A 17,411-nucleotide genomic window follows, 5' to 3' on the forward strand; every position below is an offset into this window, starting at 1 on the left:
GCCGCGTCCGCCGGTGATTCTGCCGGGTAAGGGAGCAATTCCCGATTTCCGGCGGACCTCCGACCGGGCCTTCCGAGGTGCCTTCCGGAGAACTCGCGGACACGAAGTCCCGTCCCGCTCAAGCATTTCCGGGACAAACAACCGGAATCGCCGCCTCCCGCCTTTCCCCGGAAACTGATAGAACAGGGGTCCGTGAGAGGGAAGTCCGCCTGGACCGGCAGCCGCAACCGCACGGGAGATCACCGCCGTTCACCGGCGCGCGCCCGCATAGTGCAAGGTCGCGGAGCAAGTGGCCTGCTCACAGCTACAGTTCGCGTTCAGGCTTCGATGCGACCCTGGTACCGTGCACCGGGTCGGTCGGCCGCTGGTGACGCACCCTCAGCTCGTGGGACGGCGCTCGCGGCACACCGCACGGACATTGTGCTCAGCTTCTCCGCACCTCCCATGCACCTCCACCATCGCCACCATCGTTCCGCTGCCGCACAAGGAATCAGATGCCAGGCATACGCGACCGGCACTCAGTGCCCAGGGCCCTCCACCGCAGATCTCTGCGTTACTCGGTGGCCCTGCCCATCGTCATTCCCATGCTCGCTCTCACGGGATTGTGGGGATATGCGGCGAACGGCCTCGTCCAGGAGGCGCTGACATTAAGAGCGGACGCGGAGACCGCCTCCACCGCGGGCAAGCCGGCGATCAGCCTCGCAGCACGGCTGCAGGAGGAACGCCGGCTCACCGCCGCGTGGCAGGCCGCTTCCACGAAGTCCGCGCGGACCGCACTGGACAACGCGCGCAGCGGCACCGACTCGGCGATCGCCGACTTCCGTGAGGCGCGGGTGGGCCTCGGGTCCGCCGACCCTGCGGTCCGGGACCAGGCGGACGACCTGAACGACGCGCTGGGCAAGCTCTCCCAGCAGCGCAGCGCCGTCAACGGCCGCAAGGTCTCCGCACCCGGAGCCCTGCGCGACTACTCCGACACCGTCGCCGAGGCCACCGGCCTGCTGGCGGCGACGGCCCGCACCGACGACGGCGACCTGTCGCGCTCCGCGGCCGCCACGGCGTCCCTGGCCGACTTCACCGAGGTGCTCTCCCGCGAGGAGGCGCAGCTCGCCGGCCCGCGTCCGAAGGTCGCGCCGAACCCGCTCGCGGAGAACCCCTCGGAGGCCGCCGAACGCGCCGAGTTCGGCCGGTACCTCGCGGTGCAGCGGCAGACCCGCGCCGCGTTGCAGCCCGGGAACCTGGCAGGCGAAGCGCCCGGGGCGTACGAGCGGCTGACCGGTACCCAGCAGTGGAAGACGCTGGTGGAGGCGGAGGAGACCGCGTCGTCGCGTCCCTCGTCGCTGACGCAGAAGACCGACGAGTGGCAGGAGTCGGCCGGCGTCGTCGGCAAGGAGCTGCGGCGGATCGGCTCCGACTCCCTGAACGGCGTCGTCTCCGACGGCTCCGGCCGGGCGGACGGGCTCCTGCTGGGCGCGGCGATCGGCACCGTCCTCGTCCTCGGCGTCCTCGCGGGCGGTGCCGTGGTGGCGGTGCGCTTCGCGCGCTCCCTGACGGGCCGCCTCTCCCGCCTGCAACACGCGACCGGCGAGTGGGCGGGCAGCACGTTCCCCCAGCTGATCGCGCAGCTCGACGAGGACGAGAAGTCCGACCCCGCGCCGCAGTCCATGCCGGGCGAGTACGGCAGCGACGAGATCGCCTGGCTCGCCCAGGAGATCCAGCGCCAGTGGCAGACGGTCGTCGAGACGGCGGTCCAGCAGGCGCGTGGCCGTGAGGGCGCGGAGACCGTCTTCCTGGGCCTCGCACGCCGCACCCAGGTCCTCATCAACCGGATGATCCCCAAGCTCGACAAGCTGGAGCGGGAGCACGAGGACTCCAAGCTGCTGAAGGACATCTTCGCCGTCGACCACCTGGCGACGCGTGTACGGCGCCACACCGAGAACCTGCTCATCCTCGGCGGCGCCCTCCCCGGGCGGCGGTGGAGCAAGGCCGTCCCCATCTACGACGTGCTGCGCAGCGCCATATCCGAGACCGAGGACTACAGCAGGGTCGAGGCCCTGCCCGCACCGCCGGTCTCCCTGGTGGGCCAGGCCGTCGCCGACGTGGGCCACCTCCTCGCCGAACTCATCGAGAACGGCACGTCGTTCTCCCCGCCGGACACCCGCGTGTGCGTCAGCGCGGAGAAGGTGGCCAGGGGCCTCGCGCTGGAGGTCGTCGACCGCGGCCTGGGCATGCCCACCGAGCAGTACGACGAGCTGAACCGCATGCTCGCCGACCCGCCGAAGCCCGACATGATGACGCTGGGCGAGGCTCCGCGTCTCGGCCTGTTCGTCGTGGCCCGGCTGGCGAACCGCCACGGCCTCGAAGTCACGCTGCAGAAGTCGGCCTACGGCGGCACGCTCGCCGTCGTGCTCCTTCCCGCCGACCTGCTGGAGGAGACGCAGTCCCTGCTGTCGACTCTCGTGACGGACGCCCGTCAGGAGGCGGAGGAGCAGGAAGAGCTCCCGTCGGCGCCCGCCGCACCGGCCCTCGCCTCCGCGGCGTCGACGCCGGAACTCACCGCGCCCGACACCTCGCACGCGGACCCGGAGCCGTTCCCCGTCGGCGCGACCGCCTGGACGAGCGAGCCCAGCGCCATGCCGGGACGTCCCGCCGAGAGCAACGGCGCCCGCCCGGCGGCCGAGAGGCGATCCAGCCCGGAGGACGCCACTCCGCAGCCGCACCTCGACCAGTACGGCGGCTACCCCGCCTACGCGGGCGCCGGCCTGCTGCCGTCGACCCCGGGGGCCGACTCCCCCGAAACCCTGGGCACCTCCCCGCTGAGCCCCGGAACGCTCAGCGTGCCGGGCCCGGGAATGCTCGACACCTTCGGCCGGGGCATCAGCCTCGGCTCGATGACGATGAGTTCGCCGGGCTCCGGCAGGAGCCCGCACGGCGCGGGGCTCCTCTCGGGGCCCGCTGACACGGAACCCTCTGTGGAGGACGCCCCTATGGCCGCGTCGCGCCCACACCCCCCACACAGCCTCACCGGCGAGGCGGAGCCGCCCGGACCCACCGAGGACCGGGCGCCCCAGGAAACGCGCGACCAGCCCCTGGCGTCTCCCGCGAGGCTGCCCGTCAGAGTGCGGGGCGAGAACCTCGCCGAGCCTCTGCGCCAGTCGTCGCACGGCTTCTCCGTGCCGGAGGACCCCGACGCCGGCATGTCCACACCGGACAGAGCGGGAGCGACGATGGCCGCCATCCAGTCGGGAAGCAAACGCGCCCGCTCCTCCAAGCCTGCAGAGCCCGACGGTGATCCGCAGGCGGAAACGCCCGGTCATGGGACGGGCGCCGATGATTCTGTGTGGAAGGACCTGTGATGACTGACCGGAACCAAACCGACGGCCGCCTGAATTGGCTGCTTGACAAGCTGGTGACCGGGGTCCCCGAGACTCACCACGCCATCGTGCTGTCTCAGGACGGACTGCTGCTCGCGCGTTCCAAGGACCTCAGCCGGGACGACGCCGAGCACCTGTCGGCGGTGGCCTCCGGGCTGCAGAGCCTCTCGCGCGGAGCCGCCCACCGTTTCGAGGGCGGCCAGGTCCGGCAGACGGTCATCGAGATGGAGAACGCGTTCCTCTTCGTCACCAACGCGGGCCAGGGAGCACGGCTCGCCATGCTCGCCTCGTCGGGTGTCGACGCCGGGATGGCGGCGTACGAGATGACCAGGATCGTCCAGCAGGTCGGCGCCTACCTCAGCGCCGCGCCCCGCACGGGCGTCCCGGCCGCCGGGCAGCCGCGGTAAGGGTCTGTGGCCTCGAAGAAGACGTCCTGGTTCGATGAGGGGTCCGGATACCTGATCCGGCCCTACGCCATCACCGGCGGACGTACACAACCCAACGGCGCCGACTTCCCGCTGATCACACAGGTGGCCACTACAGGTTCTGCCAGGAGCAGCGAAGTCCAAGGCGTGCAGCCGGAGTTGGTGGCAATTCTCGATTTATGCCGGGAGCGGCCACTGGCGATCGTGGAGATCGCGGCCCTTCTGGACCTGCCGGCGAGCGTGGTGAAGGTGCTCTGCGGGGACTTGCTCGCCAAGTCCCTGGTCGCCATCAAGACGCCGGGCGAGGAGACGAGCGCCCCCAGCGTGGAACTACTTGAGAGGGTAATCCGTGGTATCCGCAAGCTCTGAGCGGCCGGGTGGCTCCGTCGCCATGCCGACAGCGCTGAAAATCCTGGTCGCGGGTGGTTTCGGGGTGGGCAAGACCACCATGATCAGCTCGGTCAGCGAGGTCCCGCCGCTGGAGACCGACGAGTACATGACGCAGGCCAGCCTCGGCGTCGACGACCTCGCCGGCACCCCGGAGAAGTCGACCACTACCGTCGCCATGGACTTCGGCCGCATCACGCTGGACCTCGACCATGTGCTGTACATGTTCGGGACGCCCGGCCAGGAGCGCTTCTGGTTCATGTGGGACGACCTTGCGCTCGGTTCGCTGGGCGCCGTGGTCCTGGCGGACCCGCGGCGCCTCACCGACAGCTTCGCCTCCGTCGACTTCTTCGAGCAGCGCCAGATCCCCTTCGCCGTCGGCGTCAACTGCTTCTGGGGGCAGTCCGACTTCTCGGCGCAGGAGGTCCAGACGGCCATGAACCTGCGCACCCCCGCCCCGGTCATCATGTGCGACGTGCGGCACCGCGGTTCCAGCAAGCAGGTCCTGCTGGCGCTGCTGGAGTCCGCCAAGGCCCAGGCGGCCCGCCGCCTCTCCCCCTCACCCGGGTACTGACGCGGCGTCACGGGCGCGCGCTGCCCTCTCACGATTCCAGGTGCGCCCTGAGGAGGTCGTCCAGCGCGTCGTGGACTCCCGCTCCGCCCGCGACTTCCAGCAGGGCGCGCGCCATCGCGGAATCGCGTTCGTGCGCCGCGACGACCAGGCCGACGCTGGGGCGGCGCGCCCCCTCCGGATCCCTCAGACGCACGACCCGCATGCCGGCGGGGATGCCGAACATGTGGAGCCAGGCGTGGGAGATAGCGCTCGACCAGCGGCCGGAGGCGAGGTGCGCGTAGAGGGCGTCGACCGTGTCGGTCTCGACGGCGGGTGAGGCCGCCGAACCGTCGGCGGCGAAGAACTCGTCGAGGACGCGGCGGTTGCGCATCCTCCGCGAGAGCAGCACGAGAGGCAGCTCGGCGGCCTGCGCCCAGCCGATCTCCGTCTGCGTGGCGCACGGCCCGTCCACGGGGGTGAGCAGGAGGTACCGCTCCTCGTAGAGGGGGAACTTGCGCACGCCCTGGAGGGCGTCGTCGTCCAGGTAGGTCAGGGCCGCGTCGATCTCGTACTCGGCGAACCTTCGCATGATGTCGCGCGAAGAGAGCGACTCCAGTGCGACCGTCACGTGCTGGTGCTGCTCGCAGAACGGTGTCGTCAGCAGCGACGCGACGGTCATGGCTGTCGGGATGGCCCCCAGCCGCAGGGTCCCGGTCAGCTGGCCGCGCATCTCGGACAGCTCCTGGTGCAGTGCGTCGCGCTCGTGGAGGATGCGCCGGGCCCGGTGCAGGACACGCTCGCCCTCCGGCGTCAGCCCCTCGAAGCGGGCCCCGTGCTGGACGACGGGGACGTTCAGGTCGCTCTCCAGCTTCCGGATGCCCGCCGACAGCGAGGGCTGCGAGACGAAGCACGCCGCGGCGGCACGGGCGAAGTGCCGTTCCCGGGCGAGCGCGACCAGGTATTCCAACTGGCGAAGCAGCATGCCTCAGCATGTGCCCGGCCCCCGATCGCAGTCCAGAGACGGCACCAGGCGCACCGGGACGAGGCCCCGCGTGGTGGTCGACCCGGACGAGAGCCCCGGACTGGTCGCGGAGATCACCCGCAGGCGGCGATGGAGCTCGAACTCGGCGACGGCACCGGCGTGTGGACCAGCGTCAAAGCCACCGAGGTCACGGTCGTCGCTCTCTGAGCACGGCACGGGCACCGGTCCGTCCGCTCCGCGGGCCGTCTGCACCGCCCCGCGGGAAATTGCCTACCGCGGCCGGCGGAAAGGCCGGAGACTCATCCCATGGCAGAGACAGCTCGCACGTCTGACGTCGCGGACACGGCTGACGACAGGGGCGTGGCGGACGTCGCGGACACGGCTGACGACGGGGGCATGGCGGACGTCGCGGACGTGGACTCGTTCCGGGAGGCGGTCATCGACTGGGCAGCGGGCGGCCCGGGCGACCGCGCACGCGAGCTCGCCGCGCGAGCGCCGGTCCGGACAGCCGTACTCCTCGAAGGGCTGAGCGACGCCGCGGCAGTGAACGCACTGGCCGCCTGCCGCAGCCGGAACCTCGCAGCCGAAGGGGTCTGCGTCGTACCGATGGGCGGCGCGATGAGCGTCGGACGCTTCGCCGAGCTCCTCGGCCCACCCGGCCTCGGACTCCGGCTCACGGGCCTGTGCGACGAGGCGGAGCGCCGCTTCTACGCACGCGGCCTCGAGCGGAACGGAGCGGCGGGGCAGCCGTTCTTCGTCTGCGCGGCCGACCTGGAGGACGAACTCATCCGCGCGCTCGGCGTGGCACGCGTCGAGGAACTCATCCGGGCGGAGGGCGACTCGCGCGCCCTGCAGACCTTCCTCCGCCAGCCCGCGCAGCGAGGCCGCACCCCTCAGCAGCAGCTGCGGCGCTTCCTCGGCACGAAGAAGGGGCGGAAGATCCACTACGGGCGCGTCCTCGTCGAGGCCCTCGGCCCGCACACCACGCCCGCCCCGCTCGACGCTCTTCTCACCCACCTCTGACCGCCCCACCTCGGACCACCGACCACAGACCGCAGACCGCAGACCGCAGACCACCGCACGGCCCCAGGCCGGTGGCCGGGACCATGCGCCGCGGCCCCCGGAGCGTGAAGGCGACCCGTCTCACGCACGCAAGCGTGCCTGCCGACTGGGTGTCCGCCGCCTCAAACCACAGTGCTAGCCGTGGGCTTCCGGACTGCTCCACGCATACAGTGAATGATCCTTTGATGAGTGTCGCCTGCCTGGTCCGCTGCTTCGACTCGAACCAAGACATCGTCGACTACTTCCATGGCTCTCCGGCTGAAGATCCCCACGACCCCGGCTTCCTGGGTCGAGCTGGAAAGAGGAAACGCCGGGCCGATATATCGGAGCTCGAAGTCCCTGCCTTGTAGCAGACCCGCTGATACAAGGGCCGATATGGCCTTCTCGCGCGATACCCAGGGCCCTTCCTCGGGCTTATCGACACCGGGCCCGGACTTTAAGCTCAGCCGATATTCAGGAACATTGACCAGTGATGGCGTTGACGCTCCGTTAACCAGCCGGACCATCCATGCATACTCACTTGAGAACTCATCCACCTTGACCACCCCGCCCGTCCACCCCAGCAAAGGGCGCACTACCGAAGCATACTGAGCTCGCGCAAAGACGAGGCCAGCCGCGATGGTCGTAGCGGTCGTCGCAGACTGCGTATCGAGCAATTCAAGCTTCCACGGCCACGACGCACGGATGGAATCCGAAAGATTCGCAGTCAATACTGCCCACAGGAGGAGGGCCGAAGATACAGCGAGGAGCAGGAGAGGAAGTCTGAAGAACAGCACATTCCGACGTATGCGCACTTGCGGCCCGCGTTCCAATTGCCCTCCCAATCCAGACGAACAACAACAACTACTTTCCCCAGAACCCCAACCGAAGAGCCGGTCGACGGAGCACGAGGCCGGGGATCACGACAGTAGGCCCAGGCCGACGGCTACGCCGGCCGAGGTCACAAATGCGGCCTTTTCAACATCGACAACCACGACAGAAGTCCTGATCCTGTCGCCGAATGTTGCGCAACCCGCGTCTCCGCCGGCGAGGCTGCCGGATGTTACAGCGCAGGAGGGTTCTGGTCTCATTGTTTCCGCGGTCCTCTGCACATCCTCTTGGCTCGCCTTGCACTTGACAGACACTTGGCAGAAGCGGCAATACAGGACGCTGGAGGGGAGGACGATGGTGCGATTGACCCGACCGCCTCGTTGCATGAGCCACACCCAGAAGGAGTACGGCCGATTCCCCGTATCACTGACCCAGCCCGTTGGCTCGTCGCGATTGGCCCCCCGGATTAGCCATGCCACGGAGGATAAGGAGTGGTGGCATGTCATGCATGAGGTGCGCTGATACTGACTGGAAAAAGACCACTTCAGGCTCATATCGGGGTATTGACAAGACAGGCCACCTGAGCAGTAATGCGGCTATTGCGAGTAAGGGGGATCAAGCGGCCCCCAGGCCGGTTGTGACGACAGGAGGCCGCCCGTGACGGAGCCGGAACCCGAGCCGCCAATGGCACCGACGCCGTCGCCGGGACCGGACTCGCGACTGACGCCGGCGCCGGACTCGGACGCGGGGCCGTCGCCCGAGCCGGGCTGGGTGCCGGAGGCGTGCACGTTGCCCACCGAGGAGCGGCCGTTGCGGCTCGCCGAGTGGGACGGCCTGTTCGCCACGCAGGTGGCCGCGCCGTCGCGGCCCGTCCCCTCGCGGGTGCGTCTCCGGCTGCCGGGCGGCGCGGAAAGCGCGTCGCGGGTACGGGAGTTGGCGGAGCGTGAGAGCGACTGCTGCTCGTTCTTCGAGTTCGGCGTCACCGCCGACGGGCCGTCGGGGGACGTGCTGCTGACGATCTCGGTGGACCAGGCGCACGAGGGTGTGCTGAACGCCTTGGCGGCGCGAGCGGCGGAGGCGGCCGCTCACCAGGGGCGTGGTGAGCGGCCGCCTCCGGGTTGACGCCGGGAGCGGGAACGGGTCGTGCGCGGCACGGCACGGTTTCCGGTGCGCGCGGGCCCCTTCACCTCCCGGCGGGTTCGAGCCGGCAGACGACGCCCTTCGACGTGGGCGTGTTGCTGATGTCGGCGACGCTGTCCAGCGGCACGAGGACGTTGGTCTCCGGGTAGTACGAGGCGGCGGAGCCCCGGGCCGTCGGGTACGCCACCACGCGGAACCCCTTGGCCCGCCGCTCCACGCCGTCGTGCCAGACGCCGACGAGGTCGACCTCCGAGCGGTCGGCGATGCCCAGCTCGTCCAGGTCGGCGGGGTTGACGAGGACGACCCTGCGGGCGTTGTGGATGCCGCGGTAGCGGTCGTTCATCGCGTACGGGACGGTGTTCCACTGGTCGTGCGAGCGCAGCGTCTGCAGCAGCAGGTGCCCCTCGGGCACCCGGAGCATCGTGAACTCGTTGCGGGTGAAGACCGCTTTGCCGCTCGGGGTGTTGAACTTCCGCTCGTTCACCGGGTTCGGCAGCTTGAAGCCCCCGGGTCGCACCACACGTGCGTTGAAGTCCTCGAAGCCCGGGACGACTCGTGAGATGCGGTCCCTGATCGTGCCGTAGTCGGCCTCGAACTCCTCCCAGGGGACGGGCGTTCCGTCTCCGAGCGTGGCGCGTGCCAGCCTGCTGAGGATGGAGACCTCGCTGAGCAGGTGCGGCGACGCGGGAGCCAGGCGCCCTCGCGAGAGGTGCACTTCACTCATCGAGTCCTCGACGGTGACGAACTGCTCCCCTGCCGCCTGGAAGTCGCGGTCGCTGCGGCCGAGGGTCGGCAGGATCAGCGCCGTCTCCCCGCACACGGTGTGCGAGCGGTTGAGCTTCGTGGAGATGTGCGCCGTCAACCGGCAGCGGCGCAGGGCCTCTTCGGTCGCTTCGCTGTCGGGGCTCGCCCGTACGAAGTTCCCCGCCACGCCGACGAACAGCTTCGCCCGGCCGTCCCTCATGGCCCTGATGGCGTTGACGGAGTCCAGTCCGTGCCGGGCGGGAGGGGTGAAGCCGAACTCGCGCCCCAATGCGTCGAGGAAGGGCTGCGGCATCCTCTCCCAGATCCCCATGGTGCGGTCGCCCTGCACGTTGCTGTGCCCCCGCACGGGGCAGACCCCGGCGCCCGGCCTGCCGATGTTCCCGCGCAGCATCAGGAAGTTGACGATCTCGCGGATCGTCGGCACTCCGTGCTTGTGCTGCGTCAGCCCCATCGCCCAGCACACGACGACCTTCCGGGAGCCCAGGACGCGGGCGTGCACCTCCTCGATCTCCTCGCGGCTCAGCCCCGTCGCCGTGAGCACGTCGTCCCAGCAGACCTGACGCGCGTGCGCGGCGTACTCGGCGAAGCCCGTGCTGTGGGCCTCGATGAAGCCGTGGTCCAGCACGTCCCCCGGTGACTCGTCCTCCGCCTCCAGCAGCAGCCGGTTGAGCGCCTGGAAGAGGGCGAGGTCGCCGCCGGGACGGATCTGCAGGAACTGGTCGGCGATGCCGGTGCCCCGCCCGAGCACGCCCCGCACCTTCTGCGGGTGCTTGAACCGCAGGAGTCCCGCCTCGGGCAGGGGGTTGACCGCCACGACCCGGCCGCCGTTGCGCTTGGTCTCCTCCAGCGCGGAGAGCATCCGCGGATGATTGGTGCCCGGGTTCTGCCCGACGACGAAGACGAGGTCCGCGTCGTGGATGTCCTGCACGCTGACGCTGCCCTTGCCGATGCCGAGCGTCTCCTGCAGCGCCGAACCGCTCGACTCGTGGCACATGTTGGAGCAGTCCGGCAGGTTGTTCGTGCCGTAGGCGCGGGCGAAGAGCTGTAGCAGGAACGCGGCTTCGTTGCTGACGCGTCCGGAGGTGTAGAAGAGCGCCTCGTCGGGGGAGGCGAGGGCCCGCAGTTCGCGAGCGAGCAGGCCGATCGCCTCGTCCCAGCTCACGGGTTCGTAGTGGTCCGACCGGGGGCGCTTGACCATGGGTTCCGTCAGACGGCCTTGCTGGTTGAGCCAGTAGTCCGACTTCTGGTCCAGCTCGGACACGGAGTGCTCGCGGAAGAAGCGGGCGGTCACGCGGCGCGAAGTGGCCTCGTCCGTCACGTGCTTGGCGCCGTTCTCGCAGTACTCGTTCCTGTGCCGCTTCCCCTCCGGCTCCGGCCAGGCGCAGCCCGGGCAGTCGATCCCGCCGGCCTGGTTGACGTTCAGCAGGGTGAGCGCGGTGCGGCGTACCGAGGTCTGGCCGAGCGAGTAGCGGAGGGCGTTGGTCACGCCGGGCACGCCCGTCGCCCATGTCTTGGGCGGGGTGACGGACAGTTCGTCGTCCGGGTCCTCGTTCTGGCGCATCCCCTGCTCGGCCCCTCTCCGGTACGTGCCGCCGACTCCACCCCGCCGGGGCCCACTCGGGGCTCGTACCGCTCCGGCACCCCGCGGCTTCCGCACATGCGGCGCTCGGGCAGGCGGGCGCGAAATCGACTGCCCTGAAAACGACCGCTCTGTCCGCGTAACAACCTGTGTGCGCTGGTTACAGCGTCAGGCCGGCGGGCGGCCGGAGTCAAAGAGCTGTCTTTGATGAGCTGATAGGCGGCGCCTATCGACCGGCTCTCCCACGTTAGTGGCGGGCTTTCCACGTGGCGGCAGGAGCCGTCCCGAGAGGGCGTACCCGCGGCCGCCCTGACTGTGCCGCGGGTACGCCGGTCCTCATCGGGCAGCTCGACGGCGGGGTCAGCGGTTCCTGGACGCCGCGCCGTACACCCCGTCCGGATCGTCCGGGTCGTCGGGATCGTCGAACAGCCAGCCGTCCGGAGGCGTGGCCGAAGCCCTCGCCGGGGCGAGGAACCACTCGCGGGACGTCTCGCCCAGCACAACCCACAGCGCGACGGCGTCGACGAAGAGGACGGGCAGGGCACCGGTGCTGGGCACCCCGGCGCTCGCGGAGACGACGAAGGCCAGCAACTCGGCGACCACGAGGAAGCCGAGCCACACGGCGAACGCCACGCGGATCCAGGGGCGGCGCGTCCGGGCCAGCACGACGCACAGGAGCGTGAACGCCGCCAGCCCCACGCTGACCGCCGCCACGGCCCAGGCCGCGCCCATCGGCATGATCAGTTCCTGACCGTGCTCCTGCTTGCTGTAGTTCTCGTCGACGACCGCCCAGGCGCCGAAGAGCGTCAACACGGCATGCAGGCCGACGATCACGAGTACGGCGACGACCGCCCCGGGCATGCGCTGCTTCACGGGCTCGGTGACGGGACCACCGGACGGACCCGTACCGGCGGCGGAACCGTCACCGGCGGGACTGGACGCGCCGGCTCGACCCGACGAAGGGAACTGGGAACCGGTCATAGCGGATCACCTCGCGCTTTCGTTGTCGGGCAGGTCGTAGACACGGGCCCACGCCACCTCGTAGACGGCGCTCTGCATGTCGGACCCGTGGAAGTTGTCGAGCTGGATCGTCTGGTGCATGGACGGCGCGCACTGGATGCAGTCGCGGTCCTCGTCCGCGCCTCCGGAGAAGCGGAACCACTCCTCGCCGTCGAGAAATCCGCGCAGGTGGTCCGGCGTCCACTCGACGGCGACGTTGTGCCACTGCGTCAGGTCCACACCGCACTTCTGCGCGAACTCCTGCTGCACGGGCACCTCTTCGGGGTGCGGATAGTGCAGGAATGCCTCCGCGCACTGCTCACCCGGCGCGCTGTTCTCCAGGTAGTCGTACTCGCCGTCCCGGGGGTGCTCGTCCGAGTCCGGCCACAGGATCAGCAGCGGGTGGTACTGCCGCCCGTTGTCGGAGGCAGTGGCACGGGAGCGGACGCGGGCCTCCCACCGGCCGTACCGCTGGCCGTACGCCGAGGCCAGCCAGCCGGAGTCGCCGTCGGCCTGCCCCGTCATGCGCAGTACGTGGCCGACGACGCGCGTCCGCTCGTCGCAGCGGCGGCCGTTGCCGCCGTGCCCGGGCCAGCACTCGCCGGGGCCGCCGCCCGCGAGGCGCCACCTGCCGCGGTCCGGCACCGCGGGGTCGGCCTCCGAGCCGTACTCGAACTCGTCCGACCATTCGGGCAGCGGATCGCCCCATCCGTACCGCTCGGCGGCGGTCGCCGGACGCGGCGGAGCGGGCTGCGCCGCTGCTGCCCCCAGCGCCACCGTGAGCGCGACCGCGCCCAGCCCGACGGCCAGGCGCCGTACGCGAGTTCGTCCGTACATGACTCCCCTTCAGCCCGCGCCCCTCGGCGCCGGCTACGGCCTGTCTGACACATCTCGCCTTGCTCGCGACGACTGGTACGCACATCCCCGGCGTTGTCGCATCGACCGAGTAGCCCACTACGAGGGCGATCCTCCGCCTTGCGGCTGCACGCACCATCCGCCGCGAGCACCGCCTGCGGCGGACGGCGCCATGTGCCAGACAGCCCCTATGACCGGCGGGCCGGGCCCCTCCCCCGACGGCGAGGCCCGGATCCGCCGTGGCCTGTTCGGCCACCACAGGCATTCGACCGGCGCCGGTCTTTGTTCGGCAGCCCCTCCTCCGGCACCGAACAACCAGGTGGCACGGGGCGGAGGCGGTCGCGGGCGGCGGCCGGGGGCCGCCCGGCCGGAAGAAGGGCCCGCCCGGAAGCCGGAAGAAGGACGTCGAGGCGAACTCCCCGCGTGCCGCGCGAGGTAGGCCCGGACCGCGGTTGCAGCCGTCGCCCGTCAGTGCCTACCGTGGGCGCCCGGGCAGACGCGCTGGGTGACCCGCGTGGTGATGTCCGGCGGCATGGGGGAACGGGGGCGGGGCGGGGCGGTGTCAGGACGACCAGGGCCGGGGCGCAGCGAGGGCGATCTGGATCCGGACGCAGGGCCGGTCCAGCGGTTCGCCGCGGGACTGCGCGCGCTGCGCGAGTCCGCGGGAAGGCCCACCTACCGGGTGATGGCCGAGCGGGCGAAGTACGGAGTGACCACTCTGTCGCAGGCAGCGGCGGGTAAGCAGCTGCCGACCCGCGCGGTGGCGCTCGCCTACGTCAAGGCGTGCGGCGGGGACGTGGTGGAGTGGGAGCGGCTCTGGGGCGAGGCGTCGGCCGAAGCGGCCGCCGGAAGCGCGGAGAACGACACCGCCCGCGCGCCCTACCGGGGTCTCACCCGGTACGAACCGGGAGACGCCGCGCTCTTCTTCGGCCGCGACCAGCTCGTGGAGCGGCTCGCCGAGCTCAACCGCAAGCACCGCTTCACCGCCGTCTTCGGCCCCTCCGGCAGCGGCAAGTCCTCGCTGCTGCGTGCCGGCCTGATCCCCCGGCTGCGCGCCCCCCGTGACGGGGAGGGCGGCGACAGCGGCACCGCCCCCGCGGCCGTCCGCATCCTCACCCCCGGAGCCGACCCGCTGCGCACGCACGCCGACCGGCTGCTGCCGGTGCCGGACACCGACGCCGACACCTGGCTGATCGTCGACCAGTTCGAGGAGCTGTACACCCTCTGCTCCGCCCCCGCGGACCGGGACGCCTTCACGGACCGCCTCCTCGCCGCCACCGGCGCCGACGGCAGGCTGCGCGTCGTCATCGCCGTACGGGCCGACTTCCTGGGCCGATGCGCCGAACACCCCGGTCTGACGGCCGCGTTGCAGGACGCCACGCTGCTCGTCGGGCCCATGAGCCGCACGGAGCTGCGGGAGGCGATCGTCCGCCCGGCCGCCGCGGACTCCCTGATCGTCGAACGCGCCCTCACCGACCGCCTGCTGGACGAGGTCGAGGGCGCACCCGGCGGGCTGCCGATGATGTCCCACGCCCTGCTGGAGACGTGGCGCCACCGCAGCGGCCGGGCCCTCACCGAGTCGGCGTACGAGGCGGCGGGCGGGCTGCACGGCGCCGTCGTCCGCACGGCCGAGCAGGTCTACGGCGAACTCACCCCGCCCCAGGCCGAGATCGCCCGCCGCATCCTGCTGCGTCTCGTCGCGCCCGGCGATGGCACGCCCGACACGCGCCGTCCCGCCGAGCACGCGGAGCTCGACTTCGGCGACCCCGCCGACACGCGGATCGTGCTGGAGCGCCTGGTCCGCGCCCGGCTCGTCACCTTCGACGACGGCACCGTCGATCTGGCCCACGAAGCGCTCATCAACGCCTGGCCGCGCCTGCGCGCGTGGATCGACGCCGAGCGCGACCGGTTGCGCGTCCACCGGGCCCTCTCGGAGTCGGCGCGCACCTGGCAGGCGCTCGACCGCGAGAACGCCGCGCTGTACGCGGGCAGCCGGCTGGACGCCGCACGCGACGCCTTCATGCCGCGGGACGCCGCGCACCGCACCGCACGTCCCGGAGACGGAGACGACGCCCGCGGCGACGAACTCACCCCGCTGGAGCGGCAGTTCCTCACTGCCTCACTCCGCCGCCGGCATCGCGCCGCGCGTCTGCGGCGTACCGTCGTCGCCGTGCTGGCCGCGCTGGCGCTGCTCGCCGGGGGCACCGCCGTCGCCGCCCTTCAGGCGCGCGCCACCGCGCAGGCCGAGCGGGACGACGTCGTCTTCGGCCGTATCACGGCCGAGGCGGACGGTCTCCGCGAGACACACGCCGGGCTCGCCGCACGGCTCGACACCGCCGCCTACCGCATGCGCTCCACTCCCGACCTGCGGACCCGGCTGGCTTCGGACGCGGGCCGCGTGCTGTCGACGAAGCTGCCCGGCCACCGCGGCGTCGTCAGCTCCGTGGCGTACGCACCCGGCGGGCGCACCCTCGCCAGCGGCGGCCACGACGGCACCGTCCGTCTGTGGGACACCGCCGCCCGGCCCGGCAAGGCCTCCCGTGCGGCCGGCTCGGGCAGCCCGCTGGGCCGGCCGCTGCGTCTGCCTACGGGCCGGGTCAGCTCCGTCGCCTTCTCTCCCTCGGGCCACCTGCTGACGGCCGCGGGCGACGGCGGCACGATCCGCCTGTGGGACGTACGCGACCGGAAGCGGCCCCGCCCCGTCGGCCGGCCGGTGACGAGCCACGACGAGAAGCACGTCGTCTCCACGGCCTTCTCACCCGACGGGAAAGTGCTGGCCACCGCGGGCGACGACGCGACCCTGCGGCTGTGGGACGTGTCCGACCCGGCCCGTCCACAGCCCGTGGGCAAGCCCGTCGAGGCCGACGGATCGGCGAAGCGCAGCGTCCGGGACATCGCGTTCTCCCCCGACGGCGACACCCTGGCCACCGCCGGCTACGACGGGACCGTGCGCATGTGGCGCTACGGCGGAAACGGGGCCGAACCGCTCGGCAAGCCCCGGCGTGAACACACCGAACCCGCCTGGACGCTGGACTTCTCCCCCGACGGCAAGACCCTCGCCAGCGCAGGCTACGACGAGGCCGTACGGCTGTGGGACGCGTCCGACCCGGCCCGGCTCGAACCCCTCGGCGACCCGCTCACCGGACACACCTCGGCGGTCCTCTCCGTCGCCTTCAGCCCCGACGGGAAGGCGCTGGCCACCGCGGGCGAGGACGACTCGCCGATCCTGTGGAACGTGGCCAATCCCGCCTACCCCCAGCAGCTCGGCGAACCGCTGACCGGCCACACCGAGGCGGTGTGGGAAGTGGAGTTCGGCCACGACGGGCGCACCCTCGCCAGCGCGGGCGCCGACCGCGACGTCCGCCTGTGGCACCGGCCCCCGACCGTCCTGACCGACTTCACCAACCCCTTGGCCTCCGTCGACTACACCCCCGACGGCCGCACGCTCGCCACCGCCAGCACCGACGACGCACTGGTCCGCCTGTGGGACGTACGGGAGCCCGGCCGCCCGCGCCGGACCGGCACGCTGACCGGCCACGAGGACGACGTGCGGGCCGTCGCCTTCGCCCCCGACGGCCGCACGGCGGCCAGCGGCTCGGCGGACGGAACGGTGCGCCTGTGGGACGTGTCGGACCCCGAACACCCCACGCCCGCCGGCGAACCGCTGGACGCGCACGACGGCGGCGCCCTCACCGTCGCGTTCGCCCCGGACGGCCGCACGCTCGCGACCGGCGGGAACGACGACACCGTGCGGCTCTGGGACGTACGGCAGCCGGACCGGGCACGCCCGCTCGGCGAACCGCTGCGCGGACATGAGGACGCCGTCGTCTCCGCGGACTTCGCACGCGGCGGCCGCACCCTGGCCACCGGCAGCGAGGACGGCACGGCGCGCCTGTGGGACGTACGGCGGCCCGGCCGCGCACGCCCCGCGGGCAGCGCCCTCACCGGCCACGAACGGACAGTCCACGCAGTGGCCTTCGCCCCGGACGGCGAGACCCTCGCCACCGGCGGGGACGACCGGACGGCCCGGCTGTGGAACGTGCGGCAGCCCAGCCGGGCACGCCCGGTGGGGGACGCGCTGGCCGGGCACCGCGGGCCGGTCCGGACCGTGGCCTTCGCCCCGGACGGCGAGACCCTCGCCACGGGCGGCGGCGACAGCACCGTCCGGCTGTGGGACGTCGCCGACCCCGCCGGTGCCGAGCAGTACGGCCAGGAGCTGGCCGGCCACGTCGACACCGTCACCTCCGTCGCGTTCAGCCCGAAGGGCGGCACCCTCACCTCGGCGAGCTACGACCTGACGGCCCGGGTGTGGACCCTGGACCCGGACCGCGCGGCGTCCTACGTCTGCGACCGCACCGGCGGCGTCCTCACCCGGTCCGACTGGCGCGAGCACCTGCCGCAACTCGGCTACCGGGAGGCCTGCGAGGAACCCTGACCGGCGCGGGGCGCGTGAACGGGAATCCGCCGCGCCGGCATGCCGGGC

Annotated in this window: 11 protein-coding genes; 7 read left to right on the forward strand and 4 right to left on the reverse strand. The window is 71.7% G+C overall.

Annotated elements, in window-relative coordinates:
* Nucleotides 1-584: 584 nt before the first annotated feature.
* Genes H181DRAFT_RS16535 through H181DRAFT_RS16550 form a run of 4 tightly spaced genes read left to right on the forward strand, consistent with a single transcriptional unit; the run spans nt 585 to nt 4,757 of the window.
* On the forward strand, nt 585-3,353 hold the full coding sequence (locus tag H181DRAFT_RS16535; protein WP_158715448.1) for a sensor histidine kinase: 2,769 nt from the start codon (nt 585-587) through the stop codon (nt 3,351-3,353).
* On the forward strand, nt 3,353-3,778 hold the full coding sequence (locus H181DRAFT_RS16540; protein ID WP_045865250.1) for a roadblock/LC7 domain-containing protein: 426 nt from the start codon (nt 3,353-3,355) through the stop codon (nt 3,776-3,778). Before H181DRAFT_RS16535 ends, H181DRAFT_RS16540 begins: the two co-directional genes overlap by 1 nt.
* A gap of 6 nt (nt 3,779-3,784) precedes the next feature.
* Nucleotides 3,785-4,165, forward strand: coding sequence for a DUF742 domain-containing protein (locus tag H181DRAFT_RS16545; protein WP_045865251.1), 381 nt, complete (start codon nt 3,785-3,787; stop codon nt 4,163-4,165).
* A 22-nt stretch (nt 4,166-4,187) separates the two neighbouring features.
* Nucleotides 4,188-4,757, forward strand: a complete 570-nt coding sequence (locus H181DRAFT_RS16550; protein WP_045865252.1) for a GTP-binding protein — start codon at nt 4,188-4,190, stop codon at nt 4,755-4,757.
* Between the two features lie 28 nt (nt 4,758-4,785).
* Here H181DRAFT_RS16550 and H181DRAFT_RS16555 read toward each other — a convergent pair whose 3' ends face one another.
* Complete coding sequence (locus tag H181DRAFT_RS16555) at nt 4,786-5,718, reverse strand: LysR family transcriptional regulator (protein WP_045865253.1); 933 nt, start codon at nt 5,716-5,718, stop codon at nt 4,786-4,788.
* A gap of 396 nt (nt 5,719-6,114) precedes the next feature.
* Here H181DRAFT_RS16555 and H181DRAFT_RS16560 point away from each other — a divergent pair, with 396 nt between their 5' ends.
* On the forward strand, nt 6,115-6,741 hold the full coding sequence (locus H181DRAFT_RS16560; RefSeq protein ID WP_045865414.1) for a TOPRIM nucleotidyl transferase/hydrolase domain-containing protein: 627 nt from the start codon (nt 6,115-6,117) through the stop codon (nt 6,739-6,741).
* A 1,506-nt stretch (nt 6,742-8,247) separates the two neighbouring features.
* Nucleotides 8,248-8,712, forward strand: coding sequence for a hypothetical protein (locus H181DRAFT_RS16570; RefSeq protein WP_254666873.1), 465 nt, complete (start codon nt 8,248-8,250; stop codon nt 8,710-8,712).
* A gap of 61 nt (nt 8,713-8,773) precedes the next feature.
* On the opposite strand, the gene H181DRAFT_RS16575 is transcribed toward H181DRAFT_RS16570, so the two are convergent.
* From H181DRAFT_RS16575 to H181DRAFT_RS16585, 3 genes are all read right to left on the reverse strand, one after another.
* Nucleotides 8,774-11,056: an FdhF/YdeP family oxidoreductase gene (locus tag H181DRAFT_RS16575; RefSeq protein ID WP_045865254.1), complete on the reverse strand. Its 2,283-nt coding sequence runs from the start codon at nt 11,054-11,056 to the stop codon at nt 8,774-8,776.
* 378 nt (nt 11,057-11,434) lie between these two features.
* A complete protein-coding gene (locus tag H181DRAFT_RS16580; protein WP_045865255.1) occupies nt 11,435-12,055 on the reverse strand; it encodes a hypothetical protein in 621 nt (206 codons plus the stop codon).
* 6 nt (nt 12,056-12,061) lie between these two features.
* Nucleotides 12,062-12,910, reverse strand: a complete 849-nt coding sequence (locus H181DRAFT_RS16585; RefSeq protein WP_052708609.1) for a glycoside hydrolase family 16 protein — start codon at nt 12,908-12,910, stop codon at nt 12,062-12,064.
* A 577-nt stretch (nt 12,911-13,487) separates the two neighbouring features.
* On the opposite strand from H181DRAFT_RS16585, the gene H181DRAFT_RS16590 reads away from it, so the two are divergent.
* Nucleotides 13,488-17,363 carry an nSTAND1 domain-containing NTPase gene (locus H181DRAFT_RS16590; RefSeq protein ID WP_052708610.1) on the forward strand — a complete coding sequence of 1,292 codons (3,876 nt, stop codon included), beginning with the start codon at nt 13,488-13,490 and terminating at the stop codon, nt 17,361-17,363.
* Nucleotides 17,364-17,411 lie beyond the last annotated feature (48 nt).

This window comes from Streptomyces sp. WMMB 714 (assembly GCF_900090125.1).
In the GTDB taxonomy this organism is placed as follows: Bacteria; Actinomycetota; Actinomycetes; order Streptomycetales; family Streptomycetaceae; genus Streptomyces; species Streptomyces daqingensis.